18 protein-coding genes are annotated in these 15,367 nt (G+C 71.2%); 8 read left to right on the plus strand and 10 right to left on the minus strand.

Features of this window, described 5'->3' with window-relative positions; all coding sequences use genetic code 11:
• Positions 1 to 23 precede the first annotated feature (23 nt).
• Entirely contained in the window at positions 24 to 410 is a 387-nt protein-coding gene (locus tag ABZW17_RS08450; protein ID WP_354811068.1) for an SCO5389 family protein, read from the plus strand.
• A 3-nt stretch (positions 411 to 413) separates the two neighbouring features.
• On the opposite strand, the gene ABZW17_RS08455 is transcribed toward ABZW17_RS08450, so the two are convergent.
• The 3 genes from ABZW17_RS08455 to ABZW17_RS08465 are packed head-to-tail and all read right to left on the minus strand — an operon-like array spanning position 414 to position 2,112.
• On the minus strand, positions 414 to 908 hold the full coding sequence (locus ABZW17_RS08455; protein WP_354811070.1) for a protein phosphatase: 495 nt from the start codon (positions 906 to 908) through the stop codon (positions 414 to 416).
• Positions 909 to 964: 56 nt separating this feature from the next.
• The gene (locus tag ABZW17_RS08460; RefSeq protein WP_003079060.1) at positions 965 to 1,120 is read right to left on the minus strand and encodes a hypothetical protein; all 156 of its coding nucleotides are present in this window, start codon (positions 1,118 to 1,120) and stop codon (positions 965 to 967) included.
• Positions 1,120 to 2,112 carry a class E sortase gene (locus tag ABZW17_RS08465; RefSeq protein ID WP_354811486.1) on the minus strand — a complete coding sequence of 331 codons (993 nt, stop codon included), beginning with the start codon at positions 2,110 to 2,112 and terminating at the stop codon, positions 1,120 to 1,122. Before ABZW17_RS08465 ends, ABZW17_RS08460 begins: the two co-directional genes overlap by 1 nt.
• A 273-nt stretch (positions 2,113 to 2,385) precedes the next feature.
• On the opposite strand from ABZW17_RS08465, the gene crgA reads away from it, so the two are divergent.
• Both crgA and ABZW17_RS08475 read left to right on the plus strand, forming a co-directional pair.
• Complete coding sequence (gene crgA, locus ABZW17_RS08470) at positions 2,386 to 2,652, plus strand: cell division protein CrgA (RefSeq protein WP_013221990.1); 267 nt, start codon at positions 2,386 to 2,388, stop codon at positions 2,650 to 2,652.
• 112 nt (positions 2,653 to 2,764) lie between these two features.
• A complete protein-coding gene (locus tag ABZW17_RS08475; RefSeq protein WP_354811072.1) occupies positions 2,765 to 3,142 on the plus strand; it encodes a PH domain-containing protein in 378 nt (125 codons plus the stop codon).
• Here ABZW17_RS08475 and ABZW17_RS08480 read toward each other — a convergent pair.
• Positions 3,139 to 4,092 (minus strand): rhomboid family intramembrane serine protease, encoded by a 954-nt coding sequence (locus tag ABZW17_RS08480; RefSeq protein WP_354811074.1) that lies wholly within the window; start codon positions 4,090 to 4,092, stop codon positions 3,139 to 3,141. The two genes, ABZW17_RS08475 and ABZW17_RS08480, sit on opposite strands and share 4 nt — an antisense overlap.
• Before the next feature lie 130 nt (positions 4,093 to 4,222).
• Positions 4,223 to 4,741 carry a peptidylprolyl isomerase gene (locus ABZW17_RS08485; protein WP_354811076.1) on the minus strand — a complete coding sequence of 173 codons (519 nt, stop codon included), beginning with the start codon at positions 4,739 to 4,741 and terminating at the stop codon, positions 4,223 to 4,225.
• An 89-nt stretch (positions 4,742 to 4,830) separates the two neighbouring features.
• Between ABZW17_RS08485 and ABZW17_RS08490 the strand changes: the two genes are divergently transcribed.
• Complete coding sequence (locus ABZW17_RS08490) at positions 4,831 to 5,370, plus strand: hypothetical protein (RefSeq protein WP_354811078.1); 540 nt, start codon at positions 4,831 to 4,833, stop codon at positions 5,368 to 5,370.
• Positions 5,371 to 5,434: 64 nt separating this feature from the next.
• Here the strand turns inward: ABZW17_RS08490 and ABZW17_RS08495 are convergent, their stop codons facing one another.
• The gene (locus ABZW17_RS08495) at positions 5,435 to 5,887 is read right to left on the minus strand and encodes a hypothetical protein (protein ID WP_354811080.1); all 453 of its coding nucleotides are present in this window, start codon (positions 5,885 to 5,887) and stop codon (positions 5,435 to 5,437) included.
• A gap of 146 nt (positions 5,888 to 6,033) precedes the next feature.
• Positions 6,034 to 6,564: a DUF2020 domain-containing protein gene (locus tag ABZW17_RS08500; RefSeq protein ID WP_354811082.1), complete on the minus strand. Its 531-nt coding sequence runs from the start codon at positions 6,562 to 6,564 to the stop codon at positions 6,034 to 6,036.
• A gap of 69 nt (positions 6,565 to 6,633) precedes the next feature.
• Here ABZW17_RS08500 and ABZW17_RS08505 point away from each other — a divergent pair, with 69 nt between their 5' ends.
• From ABZW17_RS08505 to ABZW17_RS08515, 3 genes are read left to right on the plus strand one after another with little or no spacing between them, the layout of a single operon-like run.
• Positions 6,634 to 7,266, plus strand: coding sequence for a hypothetical protein (locus ABZW17_RS08505; protein ID WP_354811084.1), 633 nt, complete (start codon positions 6,634 to 6,636; stop codon positions 7,264 to 7,266).
• Position 7,267: 1 nt separating this feature from the next.
• A complete protein-coding gene (locus ABZW17_RS08510; RefSeq protein ID WP_354811086.1) occupies positions 7,268 to 7,906 on the plus strand; it encodes a pyridoxal 5'-phosphate synthase in 639 nt (212 codons plus the stop codon).
• A 52-nt stretch (positions 7,907 to 7,958) separates the two neighbouring features.
• Positions 7,959 to 9,347 carry an alpha/beta fold hydrolase gene (locus tag ABZW17_RS08515; protein WP_354811088.1) on the plus strand — a complete coding sequence of 463 codons (1,389 nt, stop codon included), beginning with the start codon at positions 7,959 to 7,961 and terminating at the stop codon, positions 9,345 to 9,347.
• Here the strand turns inward: ABZW17_RS08515 and ABZW17_RS08520 are convergent.
• The gene (locus ABZW17_RS08520) at positions 9,325 to 10,530 is read right to left on the minus strand and encodes a cytochrome P450 (RefSeq protein ID WP_354811090.1); all 1,206 of its coding nucleotides are present in this window, start codon (positions 10,528 to 10,530) and stop codon (positions 9,325 to 9,327) included. The genes ABZW17_RS08515 and ABZW17_RS08520 overlap by 23 nt on opposite strands.
• 98 nt (positions 10,531 to 10,628) lie before the next feature.
• Here ABZW17_RS08520 and ABZW17_RS08525 point away from each other — a divergent pair, with 98 nt between their 5' ends.
• Positions 10,629 to 13,715 (plus strand): BTAD domain-containing putative transcriptional regulator, encoded by a 3,087-nt coding sequence (locus ABZW17_RS08525; protein ID WP_354811092.1) that lies wholly within the window; start codon positions 10,629 to 10,631, stop codon positions 13,713 to 13,715.
• Here the strand turns inward: ABZW17_RS08525 and ABZW17_RS08530 are convergent.
• On the minus strand, positions 13,699 to 14,442 hold the full coding sequence (locus tag ABZW17_RS08530) for an ABC transporter permease (protein WP_354811094.1): 744 nt from the start codon (positions 14,440 to 14,442) through the stop codon (positions 13,699 to 13,701). The two genes, ABZW17_RS08525 and ABZW17_RS08530, sit on opposite strands and share 17 nt — an antisense overlap.
• Entirely contained in the window at positions 14,439 to 15,365 is a 927-nt protein-coding gene (locus ABZW17_RS08535) for an ATP-binding cassette domain-containing protein (RefSeq protein ID WP_354811096.1), read from the minus strand. Before ABZW17_RS08535 ends, ABZW17_RS08530 begins: the two co-directional genes overlap by 4 nt.
• Positions 15,366 to 15,367: the final 2 nt, after the last annotated feature.

The following is a 15,367-nucleotide window of genomic DNA, read 5'->3' on the forward strand; positions in this document are numbered from 1 at the left end:
GCCCTGCTCAAACTGGAGGTTCGATGTCCCTGGACGTGTCACCCGCCCTGCTGGAGAAGGCCGAGCGCGGCGAGGTCACCGACGCCGAGTTCGTCGCCTGCGTCAAGGAATCCCTGCCCTACGCCTGGGAAGTCATCACCGGGGTGATCGCCGACGCCGAGGGCACCGGCTTCGCCGACAACGAAACACCCCCGCCGAGCGAGGCGGCCCGAGGCCAGTTGCTGCGAGCACTGGCCTCGGACGCCATCCGCGGCGGCCTCGAGCGGCACTTCGGCGTCAAGCTGGCGTTCCAGAACTGCCACCGGGTGGCGGTGTTCCGCCAGTCCGAAGTGGACGGTGACCGGTACCGGGCGTTCGTGTCCCCGCGGGGCCAGCTGCTCAACCAGAGCCCGGAACTGCGCGACTGCTAGCGCTCAGGAACCGAGGCCGCTGAGCAGCCGGGCGACCGGCAGGCCGCTCTCCAGGTACTGCACGAACAGCTGGTTGCTCAGCGCCCCCGGCCCGCGGCGCTGCCGGATCAGCGCGATCGCGGCCGGCAGCGCCATCCCCAGGTCGACCAGCGCCTGGGCGACGACCAGGCCGGACCGGTTCTGCCCCGCGTGGCAGCGCACCAGCGTCCTGCGGCCCGCGCGGACCGCCTCCACCGCGAGCCCGGCCAAGCGTTCGACCTCGCCGATCTGGGCCTCGGTCAGCGGGCCGTCCGGCATCTCGGCGAAGTGGTGCTCGACGCCGGGTGCCGGGCCGTGGCCGTCGCGCTGGTACAGGCTCAGCACGAGGTCGAACTCGCGCCCGACCACGACCGGAACCTCCCCGGCCCGGACGTGCCCACCCATCCAGAGACCCGGCCGGATCTCGTTCCACGGGTCTTCCGGCGGCGGGTTGTGGCGATCCTTCTGGCGTGTCTTCACTCCGGTCCCCCCTCTCCCGAGAAGGGAAACGGACCAGGGCCCCGGCCGGTTCCGGGTCAGTTGACCGCGACCTCGTTGAACCACAGCCGCGGCTCCAGCCACGGGAACACCACGAACATCAGCAGCGCCACGACGCCGAGCGCCAGCACGACCGCGATGGTCAGCTTCGCCGCGAACGGGCCCGGCAGCTTCCGCCAGATCCAGGCGTACATCAGGCTTCCCCGATCTTCGACAGCAGGTCGCCGTAGTCCTTGACCTGGTTCTTCGGCACCTGCTGGGTCAGCACCGACGTGATGATGAGCCGCTCGCGGGCGGAGAACTGCGGGTGGCAGGTGGTGAGCGTGAGCAGGGCCGCCTGCTGGGCCTTCGGCAGCACGTCCGCGCCCTTGTACGGGACCGGGTTGACCGCGGCGCCGTTGCTGGGCAGCACGACCTTGCGGCCGAACGTGTCGCTGTAGGCGCCGCCGTCCTCGGCGTTCGGGTCGCGCAGGGTCGAGACGCCCTTGCACTTCGGGTCCGCGCCCTTGCCGCCCGCCCAGTCCTTCACCTCGTCGTCGTAGGGCAGGACCTTGTAGATGAAGAAGTCGGTGGAGGTTTCGATCACGATCTGGTCACAGGAGGAGAGGTTGTCCAGGTCGTTGAACGGGGCTCCCTTGCCGACGCGGTGGCCGGCGACGGCGAAGTTGCCGGGCTCGCCGGGCAGCGACGTGCCCTTGTAGTGGCCGGGGCCGACCTCCAGGGAGGCGTCGTCCGTGCCCTCCTGGATGGTGAAGTTGTAGTCGACGCCGAACGTCGGGATGTGGATGCGGGCGAACGCCTTGCCGTCGACCAGCTCGGGGTGCAGCGTGCGGTCGTGCGCCCACTCGCCCTCGAGCTGGTCGCTCGCCTCGGACTGCTTGCCCGCCGAGAACAGGTCGGTCACGTACAGCTCGTAGACCATGAACAGCAGCACGACCAGGCCCAGCGTGATGAGGATTTCGCCGGCCGTCCGGATCGCGACGCCGCCCTTGCCCAGCGGAGCCGGGGCCGGCTTCTCCTTCGTCGCCGTGCCGCCCTTCCCGACCGGGGCGAAGATGACGGTCTCCTCGTTCGCACCGGGCGGCGGAGGCGGGCTCGCGTAGCGGCGGGGCGCCGGGCCCGGCGGACGCCGCGGCGGCTGCCCCTGCGGGCCGCGTTGGGGCTGGTGGGGCTGGTGGGGCGGCACCTGGCCGCGCGGAGGCGTGGCGGGGCGGCGTGGGGGCTGTCCGGGGTATCTGCGCCGGTCGTCGTCCGGTCCTTCGCGCGTAGCCACGCAAGCTCCTCTCAAGCCGCGTCGAACACTGGGTGACGCCGTTGTCACGGTCCGGGAAATCCGACCACTCCTGGCCGCTGCTTTCCTGCGGTCGTTTACGTTAACGTGTGCACGTGGCGCTGGTTGCGCACCCTCAGCGGGACATCGCCACCAGACGAGCCCGAAGAGCACCGCGAGGAACACACGATGCCCAAGTCCAAGGTCCGCAAGAAGACGGCGTACACCCCGCCCGCCGACCGGCGCACGCCGGTGAAGGTGCGGGCCGCCGGCCCCACCGGCCTCGCCTGGAAGATCCCCATGTTCGGGCTGATGCTCATCGGCCTGGTGTGGCTGCTGGTCAACTACATCGCCGGCGACAAGATCTCCTGGATGGCCGACCTGGGCAACTGGAACTTCGCCGGCGGGTTCGCGCTGATGATCGCCGGTCTGCTGATGACCATGCGCTGGCGTTGACAATTACTCCGAACGGCCGCTTGACGCCGAATTACAGCGGTGTGACTCATCCCCAGTGTGGATAACTGCTGTGGATAACTACCCCACCTCTTGGGCGCCCCGCCAGGCGGTTGTGGTATCGGCCTGGGCGGTCACCGCGTTGCTGCTGGCCGGCGTGGTGGCCGACGCCCTGACCGGTGACCGCGGCGGCCTGGTGCTGTTCGCCCTCGCCGCGGTGGCCGTCGGCGTGTTCGCCGGCCACGTCACCATCGTCCGGCCGCGGCTGGCGGCCGGGCCCGAGGGCCTGCTCGCCCGGACGCTGGGCGGCACGCACCGGCTGCCGTGGGCGCAGACCCGCACCCGGCTGCGCACCACCCGCCGGATGGGCCGCGACGGCGTCACGCTGGAGGTCGAGCACGAAGACGAGCTGTACGTCTTCGGGTGGCTGGACCTCGGCGAGGACCCGCGGGACGTCCTGGAGGTCCTCAGCACGCTGCGGGCGCGCGGCTAGGCGCAGAAGTAGGTCGGGACGCCGCGGTAGGAGATGAAGCCGCAGCTCGCCGCGCCGAACCGGCTCGCCGTGTACGCCATCAGGCCGACGATGGCCAGCGCGATGATCGTGAGGCCGACGGCCTGCCACCGCGCCTGGTTGACCTGCGGGGCGTAGAGCAGCGCGACGGTGACCAGCGCCCCGGTCACCAGGCCGCCGACGTGCGCCCAGATCGAGATGCCCGAGATGCCGAAGGTGATGAACGCGTTCAGCGCGAGGGTGATGATCAGCCCGGTCGGGTTCAGCCGCAGCTTCAGCACGAGCACCGCGTAGGCGCCCATCAGGCCGAACAGCGCGCCGGACGCGCCGACCGTCGGCGGGCCCGTCTGGTCGAAGATCAGCACGGCGGCGGACGCGCCGAGCATCGAGACGAAGTAGAGCGCGAGGTAGCGGCCACGGCCGCAGACCTGCTCCAGCGCCCGGCCCATCATCCACAGCGAGAACATGTTGACCGCGATGTGGATCGGCCCGTAGTGCAGGAACCCGCTGGTCAGGACCCGCCACCACTCGTCGTGGCCCAGGGTGGCGGTGACGTACAGGCTGCCGCGCTGGAAGGCGTTCGAGAAGTCGTTGTCGTTGAGGCTCTGCGCCTGGAAGACCGTGAGCAGGTAGACCAGGACGTTCACCGCGAGGATGACCTGGGTCACGAGCACCGACTGCGAGAGCCGAGCGCCGAAGACCGTCCGCTGGCCGAGGCCGGCTTCCTGGTAGCCGCGGTGCTGACGGCGCTGCTCTTGGCCGCCGGCGTGGACGCAGTCGGTGCACTGGAAGCCGACGGGGGCTTCGCGGAGGCAATCCGGGCACGCCGGACGCCCGCACCGGGAACAGCTCAGTCCGGTCGGGCGGTTCGGGTGCCACCAGCACCCGGGCAGCGCGGCTTGCTCGGCGGCGGGGTTCGGCGGTTGGTTCACGATGACACCAACCTACCGAAACCCCTGCGAAGCAGCCGTCAGTGAGGCTTATTCAGCCGTCGGCCGCCACACGACTTCGCTCTGACCTGCGGTTCGCGCGCGGGGCGTGGCGGCCTAACCAGAATAAGCCTCAGTGCTCGATGCTGACCTTCTCGATCACGACGTCGGTCAGCGGGCGGTCCGCCGGCCCGGTCGCGGTACGGGCGATCGCGTCGACGACGGTGCGCGACTCCTGGTCGGCCACCTCGCCGAAGATCGTGTGCCGGAAGTTCAGGTGGGTGGTCGGCGCCACGGTGATGAAGAACTGCGAGCCGTTCGTGCCCGGCCCGGCGTTCGCCATGGCCAGCAGGTACGGCTTGCTGAACTGCAGCTCCGGGTGGAACTCGTCGCCGAACTTGTAGCCGGGACCGCCGCGGCCGGTGCCGGTCGGGTCGCCGCCCTGCAGCATGAAGCCGTCGATCACCCGGTGGAAGATCGAACCGTCGTAGAAGGGCCCGGAGTTCGTGCCCGCCGCGTTGGGCTGGGTGTACTCCTTGGTGCCTTCCGCCAGCCCGACGAAGTTCGCGACCGTCTTCGGCGCGTGGTCGGGGAGCAGGTTGAGGTGGATGTCACCCTGGTTGGTGTGCAGCGTAGCTTTCACGCACGCCATCGTGCCATCTGCGGCGGGGAGCTCAAAAAAGGGGCACGATAGGTTACGGGTAACAGAGCAGTGTCAAAACGAATGATGAGGTGAAGCCCATGTCCCGGGCGACAGCCCAGGCCGTCGAGACCGCCGACAAACTCGTCACCGAGGGTGTCAAGCAGGGGCGGCGCGCGCAGAAGAAGCTCGCGAAGAAGACGGAACTGACCCGCAAGGAGCTCAAGAAGAGCTCGAAGGCCGCTCGCCAGGAGGCGCTCGCGCGCCTGTCCGAGCTGCGCAAGCCGGGTCGCAAGGCGAAGAAGGCCGCCATCAAGGCCGCGAAGGCGGCCGGCGACTCGAAGCGTCGCGGCAAGAAGGACTTCAAGGCGGCGAAGAAGGACTTCTACGCGGCCGTGTCCGAGGCCAAGTCGGCCGCGAAGGGCACCCGCAGCCGTCGCAAGTGGCCGTGGCTGCTCGGCCTGGTCGTGGTCGGCGCCGGCGCCGCCTACGCCCTCCGTTCGAAGCAGGAGCCGCCGGTTGCGCCCGCGCCGCCGAAGGCCACCCCGCCCGCGCCGAAGCCCGCCGAAGCGGCGAAGCCGACCCCGCAGGCGAACGGCAAGGCTCCGTCTCCGGCGCCCGCCGCCGAGAAGAAGAACTGAACCAGACGCGAAGAGGCCCCCGGGGGTGCAGCCGGGGGCCTCTTCAGTCGTGCCTGGGAACCGATCAGACGGCAGCGGCGTGCTTGTCGATCAGCTGGCCGAGCCGCGGCAGCGCCTCTTCCACGTTCTTCTTGCCGTTCGGGCGCAGCTTCGAGTAGACCTTCTTGATGCTGTCGCGGCTGCTCTTCTCCGCGCGCGAGTCGGTGACCGACAGCAGCGCGTCGGAAGCCTCGTCCGAGCGGCTGGTCAGGTAGGCGCCGAAGTCGTTGCCGCCACGGGCGCGGTAGTCGCCGTAGAAGGGCTCGAGCGCGGACGCGAAGTCCGGCAGCAGCGTGTCGACGGCCGAGGGGATGATGCCCGGCTTGATCTTCTTGACCGCGGCGAAGCCGGTCTTCACGACGGCACCCGAAACGCCGCCCTTGTCCGAGACCTCGGCGTCGACGAGGGTCTCGAAGTCGGAGACGACAGCCGGGCGACGGCCGGAGTCGAGCAGGATTTCCTTGAGGGTGTCAGCCACGAATCTTGTCCTTTGTCGTTGCAGAGTTGGTGCCCCGCCCCGGGGTGGGGGTCCCCGGCGGCTGCGGTGCGCGAGTCCACGAAGCCTGCGCGTGACGCACAGGGTAATACAAGATCAACATCACTCACCCGTGTGGAGGTCACTACCTAGAGCTTCAGGGCGGAGATAGTCTTTTTGACCACTGTGCGTGCCTTGACGCTCTGTTTCTGGTTCGTGGTCGCGATGACCGCCGTGGACCCCTTCGAGACCGCGTAGACGGCCCCGTCGTCGGTCGACAAATAGCCCCCCTTCCAGCCGGAAGGGTCGCTCGCCGGGTTGGACGAGTCGACCGGCGCCGCCTTGTTGACCAGCGCCGTCGCCGTTTTGGCGTCCCCGACGTAGACACGGACGGTGAGCTGGACCTTCCCGTCCGGGCGATAGAAGAAGCACGCCGGGTGCGGCTGGTCGGCGGACACGCGCACCTTCGACACGTGCTGGCCGTTCGACTCGGCCACGAATTCGCTCCCGAGGTACGGGCAGTCCTCGGTCGCACCCGGCTCCGGGTCCGGGGGCAGCGCGCCGGCGCCCGACGCGGTGGACGCCGAGGGCGGGCTGGGCGCCGCGGTGCCGGTCACGATGGTGGCGCTGCAGCCGGCCAGCAGGGCCACGGCGGGCGCGAGAAGTACGAGTCGTCGCATAGCGCGGACAGTCAACCACGAAGCATGTGTGGAAACCGCTGGCTGACGGGGGCGTGAGACGATGACCGCGTGCTCACCCCGGAGCAGTACCTCGGCGCGATGGCCGAGCGCATCCAGCGGGCCGGCGGCCGGCTGCACACCGTGCCGATGGGCCCCACCACGGCCGTCGTCGGGCTGTTCACCGAATCGGTGCTGCTCACGACGATGAACTACTGCGTGATCGCGGCCGCCTGCCCCGAGGTCACGGCCGCGGCGCTGTACGACTTCACCGGCCGCGCCACGCAGCACGCCCGCGCGAACCTGGTCGGCACCATGGGCTGGACGGCGTCGTCGGTGGTCATCGCCGGGCTCGTCGGCCAGCGCGTGTACCCCGACGCGGCGCAGGCCGCCTCGGCGAAGTCGGGCAACCAGTTCGGCGGCGAGACGCGGATGGTCGCGGTGGACCTCTCCGCCGGGCAGATGTACGCGTTCGTCGGCGGCAAGTTCTGGGGCGCGGCGATCCAGGGTTCGGTCAACGCCAAGCTGACGTACTGCTTCCCGCAGCCCGCCGAGGTCTACCAGCAGGTGCAGTGGCAGCAGCACCAGTCCTCGCAGCCGATGCCGCAGGTACCGCCGCCGCCGGTCGTCGGCCCGGGCGGCCCGCAGCCGCCGGTGTACCCACCGCCGGGGCACCAGCCCCAGCAGGGCCCGTACGGTCATTGACATGGTGCAGTTGCGCGGCTGGCCGTCGTTCCCCGAAGAACTTCCCGTCTTCACGCCGGGAACGGCGCCGCCGGAACCGCAGGCGCTGTTCCTCGAGTGGCTGACCGAGGCGGGCGAGCACGTGCTGGCCCCGCACGCCGTCACACTGTCCACAGTGGACGCCGACGGCGCGCCCGACGCCCGCGTGGTGATCCTCAAGGACGTCGGGCCGGCCGGCTGGGCGGTCGCGACCAGCTCGGAAAGCCCGAAGGGGCAGCAGCTGCACAAGGACCCGCGCGCGGCACTGACGTTCTTCTGGCCCGGCCGTGGCCGCCAGGTCCGGCTGCGCGGCCCGGTCTCCCCGGCCGCGCCCGAGGTCTCCGCGGCGGACTTCCTCGCCCGGCCGCCGGCGTCCCGCGTCGAGGCGTTCATCGGGCACCAGTCCCAGGTGCTGCCCGACCCGGCCGACCTCGACGCGGCGGCCGCGGAGGCGGAACGCTGGGTCGCGGAGAACCCGGACACGGCCCCGGAAACGTGGACGCGGTACTTCGTCGACCCGGACGAGGTCGAGTTCTGGCAGGCCGGCCACGACCGGCGGCACATCCGGCTGCGCTACCGGAAGTCGGGCGACGGCTGGGTCCGCGAGCGGCTCTGGCCCTGACGAGCCTTTCGGGGGTATGCGAGCTCGGCCGGGGTGTGCGCATGATGCAGGTATGCGCTCGAAGATCCTGACCGCCGGGCTGGTCCTGGCGCTGACCGCCGCCCTCGGGGGCGTGGCCGACGCGCGTCCCGGGGCACCGGAGCTGGCGGATCCGCACCCGTGCCCGGGCCAGCCGGGCTTCACGTGCTCGACCCTGACCGTCCCGCTCGACCACACCGGCCGCGTACCAGGCACGATCGCCCTCCCGGTGGCGACGGCGGACAACGCGGACGCGCCCAAGGGCGTGCTGCTGTTCCTGACCGGCGGCCCCGGCCAGGGCGGCGTCGGCACGATCACGCGCATCGCGAAGCAGCGGCTGCCGGAGATCGCGAAGGACTACCGGATCGTCATGCTCGACCAGCGCGGCACCGGTCCGTCGGGAGCGCTGCAGTGCCCGGGCCTGCAGGCGCAGATGGGCAGTTCGGACATCGCGACGCCGTCCCCCGACGCGGTCCGCGAGTGCGCGGCCATCCTCGGCAAGACGGCACCGCTGTATTCGACCGACCAGACGGTCGCCGACTTCGACCGGCTGCGACAGGCACTGGGTGTGCCGAAAATGGTGGTCGACGGCGTCTCGTACGGCTCGTTCACGGCGGCGCGGTACGCGATCGCGCACCCGGACCACGTCAGCAAGGTGATCCTCGATTCGGTCCTGCCGCACCACGCAACGGCGTCGGCCTCGCTGTACCTGACGGGCTTGACGGCAGAGGCCCGAGTCCTGCGCGCGGCGTGCGCAGCGGCCCCGGCCTGCGGTTACGACCCGGCCGACGACCTGGCGTGGGTGGTCCGCCACCGCACCACGGCGGACGGCGTCCGGATCTTCGACACGGTGGTGTCGTACGAGTTCCTGGACCCGACGTACCGCAACCCGGAGGCGGGCGACATCATCGGCGCCCTCCACGAAGCCCGCAGCGGCGCCCCGGCCCGCCTGGACGCGCTGCTGGAGGCGTACAAATCGGGCGGCGACGACCCGGCCTCGTTCAGCGCCGGCCTCCACGCGGCAACGCTGTGCGCGGACCAGCGCTTCCCCTGGGGCTCGGCGGCAACGCCGCTTCCGGTTCGCCAGCCGCTGCTGTCGTGGACGGCCCGCACGCTGCCGACGTCGGCGACCTGGCCGTACACGACGGGAGTGGCAACGCAGCAGGGGTTCGTCCAGAGCTGCCTGCCGTGGCCGGCAGAACGTCCGGCCTCGAACCCGGCCGGTGTGCTGCCGAACGTCCCGGTGCTGCTGCTGAACGGCGACCGAGACCTGTCGACCCCGATGGAGTGGGCCCGGGAGGAAGCGGCCCAGGCCCCACGCGGCTCGTTGGTGATCGTCCCGGGCGAGTCGCACTCGATCCAGAACCGGGAACGCGGCCACGCGGGCCGGGACGCGGTGATCAGCTTCCTGGCGTCCACGTGACCGGCAGTTCGTGCACCCCGTAGATGTTCATGTCCGTCCGCAGCTTCACCTCCCCGGCCGGCACCGCGAGCGCCAGGTCCGGGAACCGGCGCAGCAGACCGCCGAAGCCGGCGCGCATCTCGATGCGGGCCAGTTGCTGGCCGAGGCACTGGTGCACGCCGTGGCCGAACGACAGCAGGCCTCGGGCGTTGCGGTGGATGTCCAGCGTGTCCGGGTTCTCGAAGCGCCGCGGGTCGTGGTTCGCCGCCAGCAGTGACACGACCACCGTCGAGCCCTTGGTGATCGTCTCCCCGCCCAGCTCGAGGTCCTCTGTCGCGTAGCGGAAGAAGATGTCGGCCACCGACAGGTAGCGCAGCAGCTCCTCCACCGCGCCCGGCAGCAGGTCCGCGTCCGCGCGCAGCTCGGCGACCTGCTCCGGGTTCTCCAGCAGCGCGAACGTGCCCAGGGACAGCATGTTCGCCGTCGTCTCGTGGCCCGCGAGCAGCAGCAGGAACGCGGCTCCGGTCAGCTCCTCGATCGTCAGGTCGTCGTGGCGGGCCAGGTCGGACAGGATGTCGTCGGCCGGCTCGGCGCGCTTGTTCGTGACGAGCTCGGTGAGGTACGTGTTCAGCGCGATGTACGCGCCCATCTTCTCCTCGAGCGTCTGCTCGCGGACCATGAACTGCGCCGAGTTCGCCTGGAACGTGCCGCGGTCGGCGTAGGGCACGCCGAGCAGTTCGCAGATCACCAGCGACGGCACCGGCAGCGCGAACTCCTGCACCAGGTCGACCGGCGGGACCAGCCGCGCCAGGTGGTCCAGCTGGCGCTCGACGACCTCGGCGATGTGCTCTTCCAGCTGCTTCATCCGCTTGACCGTGAAGGCGCCGGTGAGTTTGCGGCGCAGCCGGCTGTGGTCCGGCGGGTCCATCGCGATGAACATGCCCGGCAGCTGCGGCGACGGCTCGGTCGCGGCCGGCATGCCGGTCTCGTAGGGCACGTGGATGACGTCGAGGTCCAGGCGCGAACTGAACCGCGTGTCCGCCATCATCTCCCGGACCTCGTCGTAGCCGGTGACGAGCCAGCCCTCGTGCCCGTCGGGGAACACCAGCGGGCTGACCGGGCGGGCGTCGCGCAGCCGGGTGAGCGCGCTCGGCGGGTCGAAGGGGCCCGCGTCGCGGTCCATGGGGAGTCCGTGCTGGCTCATCGGTTTTCCTTCCGTGGGTGTGCCGATCACGATGGCCGGGTGGGCTGACACGGGCCTGACACGCGTCGGACACCACCGTCCGTGGCAAGATCGGCCGGGTGCAGATCGGGATCCTGGGGCCCTTCGAAGTGCGCACGGACGACGGCACCCTCGCCGACGTTCCGGGCGCCCGCCTGCGGGGACTGCTGGTCGTCCTCGCGCTCGAACCGGGCCAGGTGGTCCCGAAGGGGACGCTCGTCGACTGGATCTGGGGCGAAAACCCGCCTGCCGAAGCGCCGAACGCCCTGCAGCGCCTGGTTTCGCGGCTGCGGAAGGCGCTGCCGGAGGGGGCGGTCGACAGCCGGCCGACCGGCTACCGGCTGGTGGTGGCCCCGGACGACGTCGACGCCGTGCGGTTCGAACGGCTCGTCGGCCAGGCTCGCACGGACGGCGATCCGCGGCGGCTGCGCGAGGCCCTCGCCCTCTGGCGCGGTCCGGCCCTGCAGGACGTCGAACTGCCGGAAAGCGCGGCCTTCGGCGCCGCCGTCACCCGGCTCGAAGGGTTGCGGCTCGCCGCACAGGAAGACCGGTTCGACGGCGAGGCCGGCGCGGAGCTCGTCACCGAGCTGACGGACCTGGTGGCCGCGAACCCGATGCGGGAACGGCTCGTCGCCGCGTTGATGCGGGCCCTCGTCGCGAGCGGCCGCGACTCCGAGGCGCTGCTCGTCTACGAGCGCACGCGGGAGACCCTGGCCGACTCCCTCGGCGTCGACCCGTCCCCGGAGCTGGCCGAGGTGCACGTGGCGCTGCTGCGCGGCGAGCTCGGCCGGCGCGAGGAGACCCGGAAGACCAACCTGCGGGAGGAGCTCACCAGCTTCGTCGGCAAGGACGCCGATCTCGCCGCGGTCCGCGAGCTCGTCGCCGGGCACCGGCTCACCACGCTGATCGGGCCGGGCGGCTCGGGGAAGACCCGCCAGGCCACCGAAACAGCGCGCACGCTGCTCGGCGAGTTCCCGGACGGGGCGTGGCTGGTCGAACTGGCGGCGATCGGCGCCGACGGCGACGTCGCCCAGGCGACGCTCGGCGCGCTCAAGCTGCGGGATTCGCTGGTCGGTGAGGCACCGGACGCCGAGCCGACGGACCGGGTCATCGCCGCCCTGCGCGAGCGCTCGATGCTGCTGGTCCTGGACAACTGCGAGCACGTCATCGAGGCCGCGGCGGAGTTCGCGCACCGGGTGCTCGGCGAATGCCGCCGGCTGCGGATCCTCGCGACGAGCCGCGAGCCGCTCGGCATCACCGGGGAGGCGCTGTGGCAGGTCGCACCGCTGGTCCTGCCCGCCGAAGACGCCGACACCGCCGAAATCGAGGCCGCGCCCGCCGTCCGGCTGCTGCGGGACCGGGCCGGCGCGGTGCGCAAGGACCTCGCTGCGGACGCCCGCACGCTGGCGCGTGTCTGCCGCGCGCTGGACGGGATGCCGCTGGCCATCGAGCTCGCCGCCGCCCGGCTGCGGACGATGTCGCTCGACCAGCTCGCGCACCGGCTCGACGACCGGTTCCGCCTGCTCACCGGCGGCAGCCGGACCGCGCTCCCCCGGCACCGGACGCTGCGCGCGGTGATCGACTGGAGCTGGGAGCTGCTGTCCGACGCCGAGCGCGTCGTGCTGCGCCGGCTTTCGGTGTTCTCCGGCGGGGCGAGCCTGGAGGCGGCCGAGCGGGTCTGCGGCGGCGACGAGGTGCTCGACCTGCTGACGTCGTTGACCGAGAAGTCGCTGGTGGTCGTCGTGGGCGAGCGCTACCGGATGCTCGGCACGATCAAGGAGTACGCCGAGCAGCGGCTGGCGGAAGCGGGCGAAACCGACGTCGCCCGCCGTGCGCACCTCGCGTACTTCATCGAACTGGCCGAAACGGCGGAGCCGCACCTTCGCCGTGCGGCGCAGCTGGGCTGGCTCGCCATGCTCGAAGCCGAGCACGACAACCTGACGGCGGCGATGCGCGGGGCGCTCGCGGCCGGCGAAGCCGAGGAGTCGATGCGGCTCGCCGCGGCCGCCGGCTGGTACTGGTGGCTCGGCGGGCACCGCGCGGAGGGCAACGAGCTGGTCCTCGCGGCCACCACCGTCCCCGGCGAGGTCCCGGACGAGCTGCGGGGCGTGGTCTACGCGTTCGTCGTCCAGTTCGTGACCTCCGGCCAGCAGAGCGACGAATTCCGCGCCGAAGAGTGGATCCGCAAGACCTACGAGATCAGCCGCCGGGTGGAAAACCCGCAGCTGGCGTTGCGGTTCGCCGGTCCGCTGGAACGCCTGCTGCACGGTCCGGAGGCGGCCCTGACGGCGTTCGAACCGCTGCTCGCCGACGAGGACCCGTGGGTGCGCGCGGTGGCCCGGCTGCAGCTGGGCAAGATGCGCATCCAGCTCGGCCACGCCGACCAGGAAGCGGACACGCTCCTCGAAACGGCGATCGCCGAGTTCCGCGCGCTCGGGGAACGCTGGGGCATCTCGTTCGCGCTGACCGAGCTGGCCGACCGCATCGCCGCCCGCGGCGAGTTCGCCGGCGCGTGCGAGTACTACGAGCAGGCGATCGAGGTGGTGACCGAGGTCGGCGCCATCGAGGACGTCGTCCGGATGCGGTCCCGGCAGGCGCAGCTGTACTGGCTGATGGGCGACGAAAAGGCCGGCGCGGCGGCGATGGCGGAGGCGCAGCAGCGTGCCGAGCGCGTCGCCTGGCCCGACGCCCAGGCCGAGCTGGCGCTGGCCAAGGCGGAGCTCGCCCGCTGGCGCGGCGACGCGGCGGAAGCACGACGTCAGCTCGCCGCCGCCACCGAGATGCTGGGTGAGGACGCGCACCGGGCGACCATTCGGGCCCTGGCCCAGGACCTGCTCGGCTACCTGGCCGAAGACCTCGGCGAGGCCCGCGCCCACCGCGCGGCGGCGCTGGAGGCGGCCGCCGAATCGGGACACCCGCTCACGATCGCGCGCGGGCTGGTCGGGCTGGCGGACTGGGCGTCCCGCACGGACCAGGACGCGCAGGCCGCGCGGCTGCTCGCGGCGAGCGCGGGCGTCCGGGGCCTGCCGGACCGGTCGCAACCGGACGTGGCCCGGATCGAAGAGACCACACGACGTCGCCTCGGTGACACGAAGTTCACCGAGGCGACGCGGGAGGGGGCGGCGGCGAGCTGGCGCGAGCTGGCCGACGTCACGCTCGCTTCTTGAAGGTGGCCGAGGCCCACAGGTAGCCGACGACGGCGATCCCGGCGCACCAGCCGAGTGCGGCGAGCAGGGTGCCGGTCGACGGCGAGCCGTTGAGCAGCCCGCGCAGGGTCTCGATGATCGGCGTGAACGGCTGGTACTCGGCGAACTGCTTGAGCCCGGGGCCCATCTTGTCGGCGGGCACGATCGCGCTGCTGAAGAACGGCAGCATGACCAGCGGCACCGACGCCAGACCGGCGGTTTCCGGCGTCTTCGCGGCCAGGCCCAGTGCGACCGTGAGCCAGCCGGTCGCGAAGCCGAGCAGCACGACGACACCGACCGCGCCGAGCCAGTCGAGGAAGCTCGCCGACGGGCTGAACCCCAGCAGGAAGGCGACCCCGAGCAGGGCCGCGATAGCGACCAGGTTGGTCAGGACGCTGGCGACGACGTGCCCGGTCAGCACCGCGCCGCGGGAGACGTCCATGACCTTGAAGCGGTTGATGATGCCCTTGGTCATGTCGGAGTTGACGGCGGTCGCGGTGGCGCCGAGGCCGTAGCAGACGGCCAGCAGCATCAGGCCGGGTGTCGCGTAGTCGACGTAGTCCACGCCGACGCTGAACGCGTCACCGAACATGTAGACGAACATCAGCATGACCACGATCGGCATCAGGACCGCGTTGAAGACGGAGACCGGATTCCGGGCGATGTGCTTGAAGTTGCGGCGCAGCATCACGATCGAGTGGGCGTTCATTTGGCGGGAACCTCCGTGGCGTGGCCCGTCAGGGCGAGGAAGACGTCGTCGAGATCGGGGGTGTGGACGGAGAGCTCGTCGGCGCCGAGCGCGTACTCGTCGAGCCTGTCCAAAAGGGACCGGAGGGATTTCGTGCCGCCGTCGCTGGGAACCCGCAGGCCCTCGTCGTCCTTTGTGGATCCGGGCAGGATCCGCGCGGCGGCGTCGAGGTCGGCGGCGGTGGCGAACCGGAGCCGGACGTGGGTGCCCGGAATCCGGCGCTTGAGCTCGTCGGCCGTGCCCTCGGCGACCAGCCGGCCCTGGTCCAGGACGGCGATGCGGTCGGCGAGCTGGTCGGCTTCCTCGAGGTACTGGGTGGTGAGGAAGATGGTGACGCCGTCGGCGACGAGGTCGCGGATGATCGTCCACATGGTCCGCCGGCTGCGCGGGTCGAGGCCGGTCGTCGGCTCGTCGAGGAAGATGATCCGCGGGTTCCCGACGAGCGTCATGGCGAGGTCGAGCTTCCGGCGCATGCCCCCGGAGTAGGTGGACGCGGGCTTCTTGGCCGCCTCGGTGAGCTCGAAGCGCTCCAGCAGCCCGGCGACGGACTGCGGGGTGGCGTTCTTGCTGAGGTCGACCATGAGCTGCAGGTTTTCCTGCCCGGTGAGCAACTCGTCGACGGCGGCGAACTGCCCGGTGACGCCGATGGCGGCCCGCACGGCCTTGGCTTCGGCGGCCAGGTCGTGCCCGGCGACGCGGACGCTGCCGCCGTCGGCCTTGGTGAGCGTGGTGAGGATGTTGACGGTGGTGGTCTTGCCGGCGCCGTTCGGGCCGAGGAGGGCGAAGATGCTGCCCGCTTCGACTTCGAGGTCAACGCCGTCGAGGACGGTTTTGTCTTGGTAGGCCTTCCGCAGTCCGGAGGCCGTGATCGCCAGGTCGGTCATGG

The sequence above is a fragment of the Amycolatopsis sp. NPDC004625 genome, assembly GCF_040609695.1.
In the GTDB taxonomy this organism is placed as follows: Bacteria; Actinomycetota; Actinomycetes; order Mycobacteriales; family Pseudonocardiaceae; genus Amycolatopsis.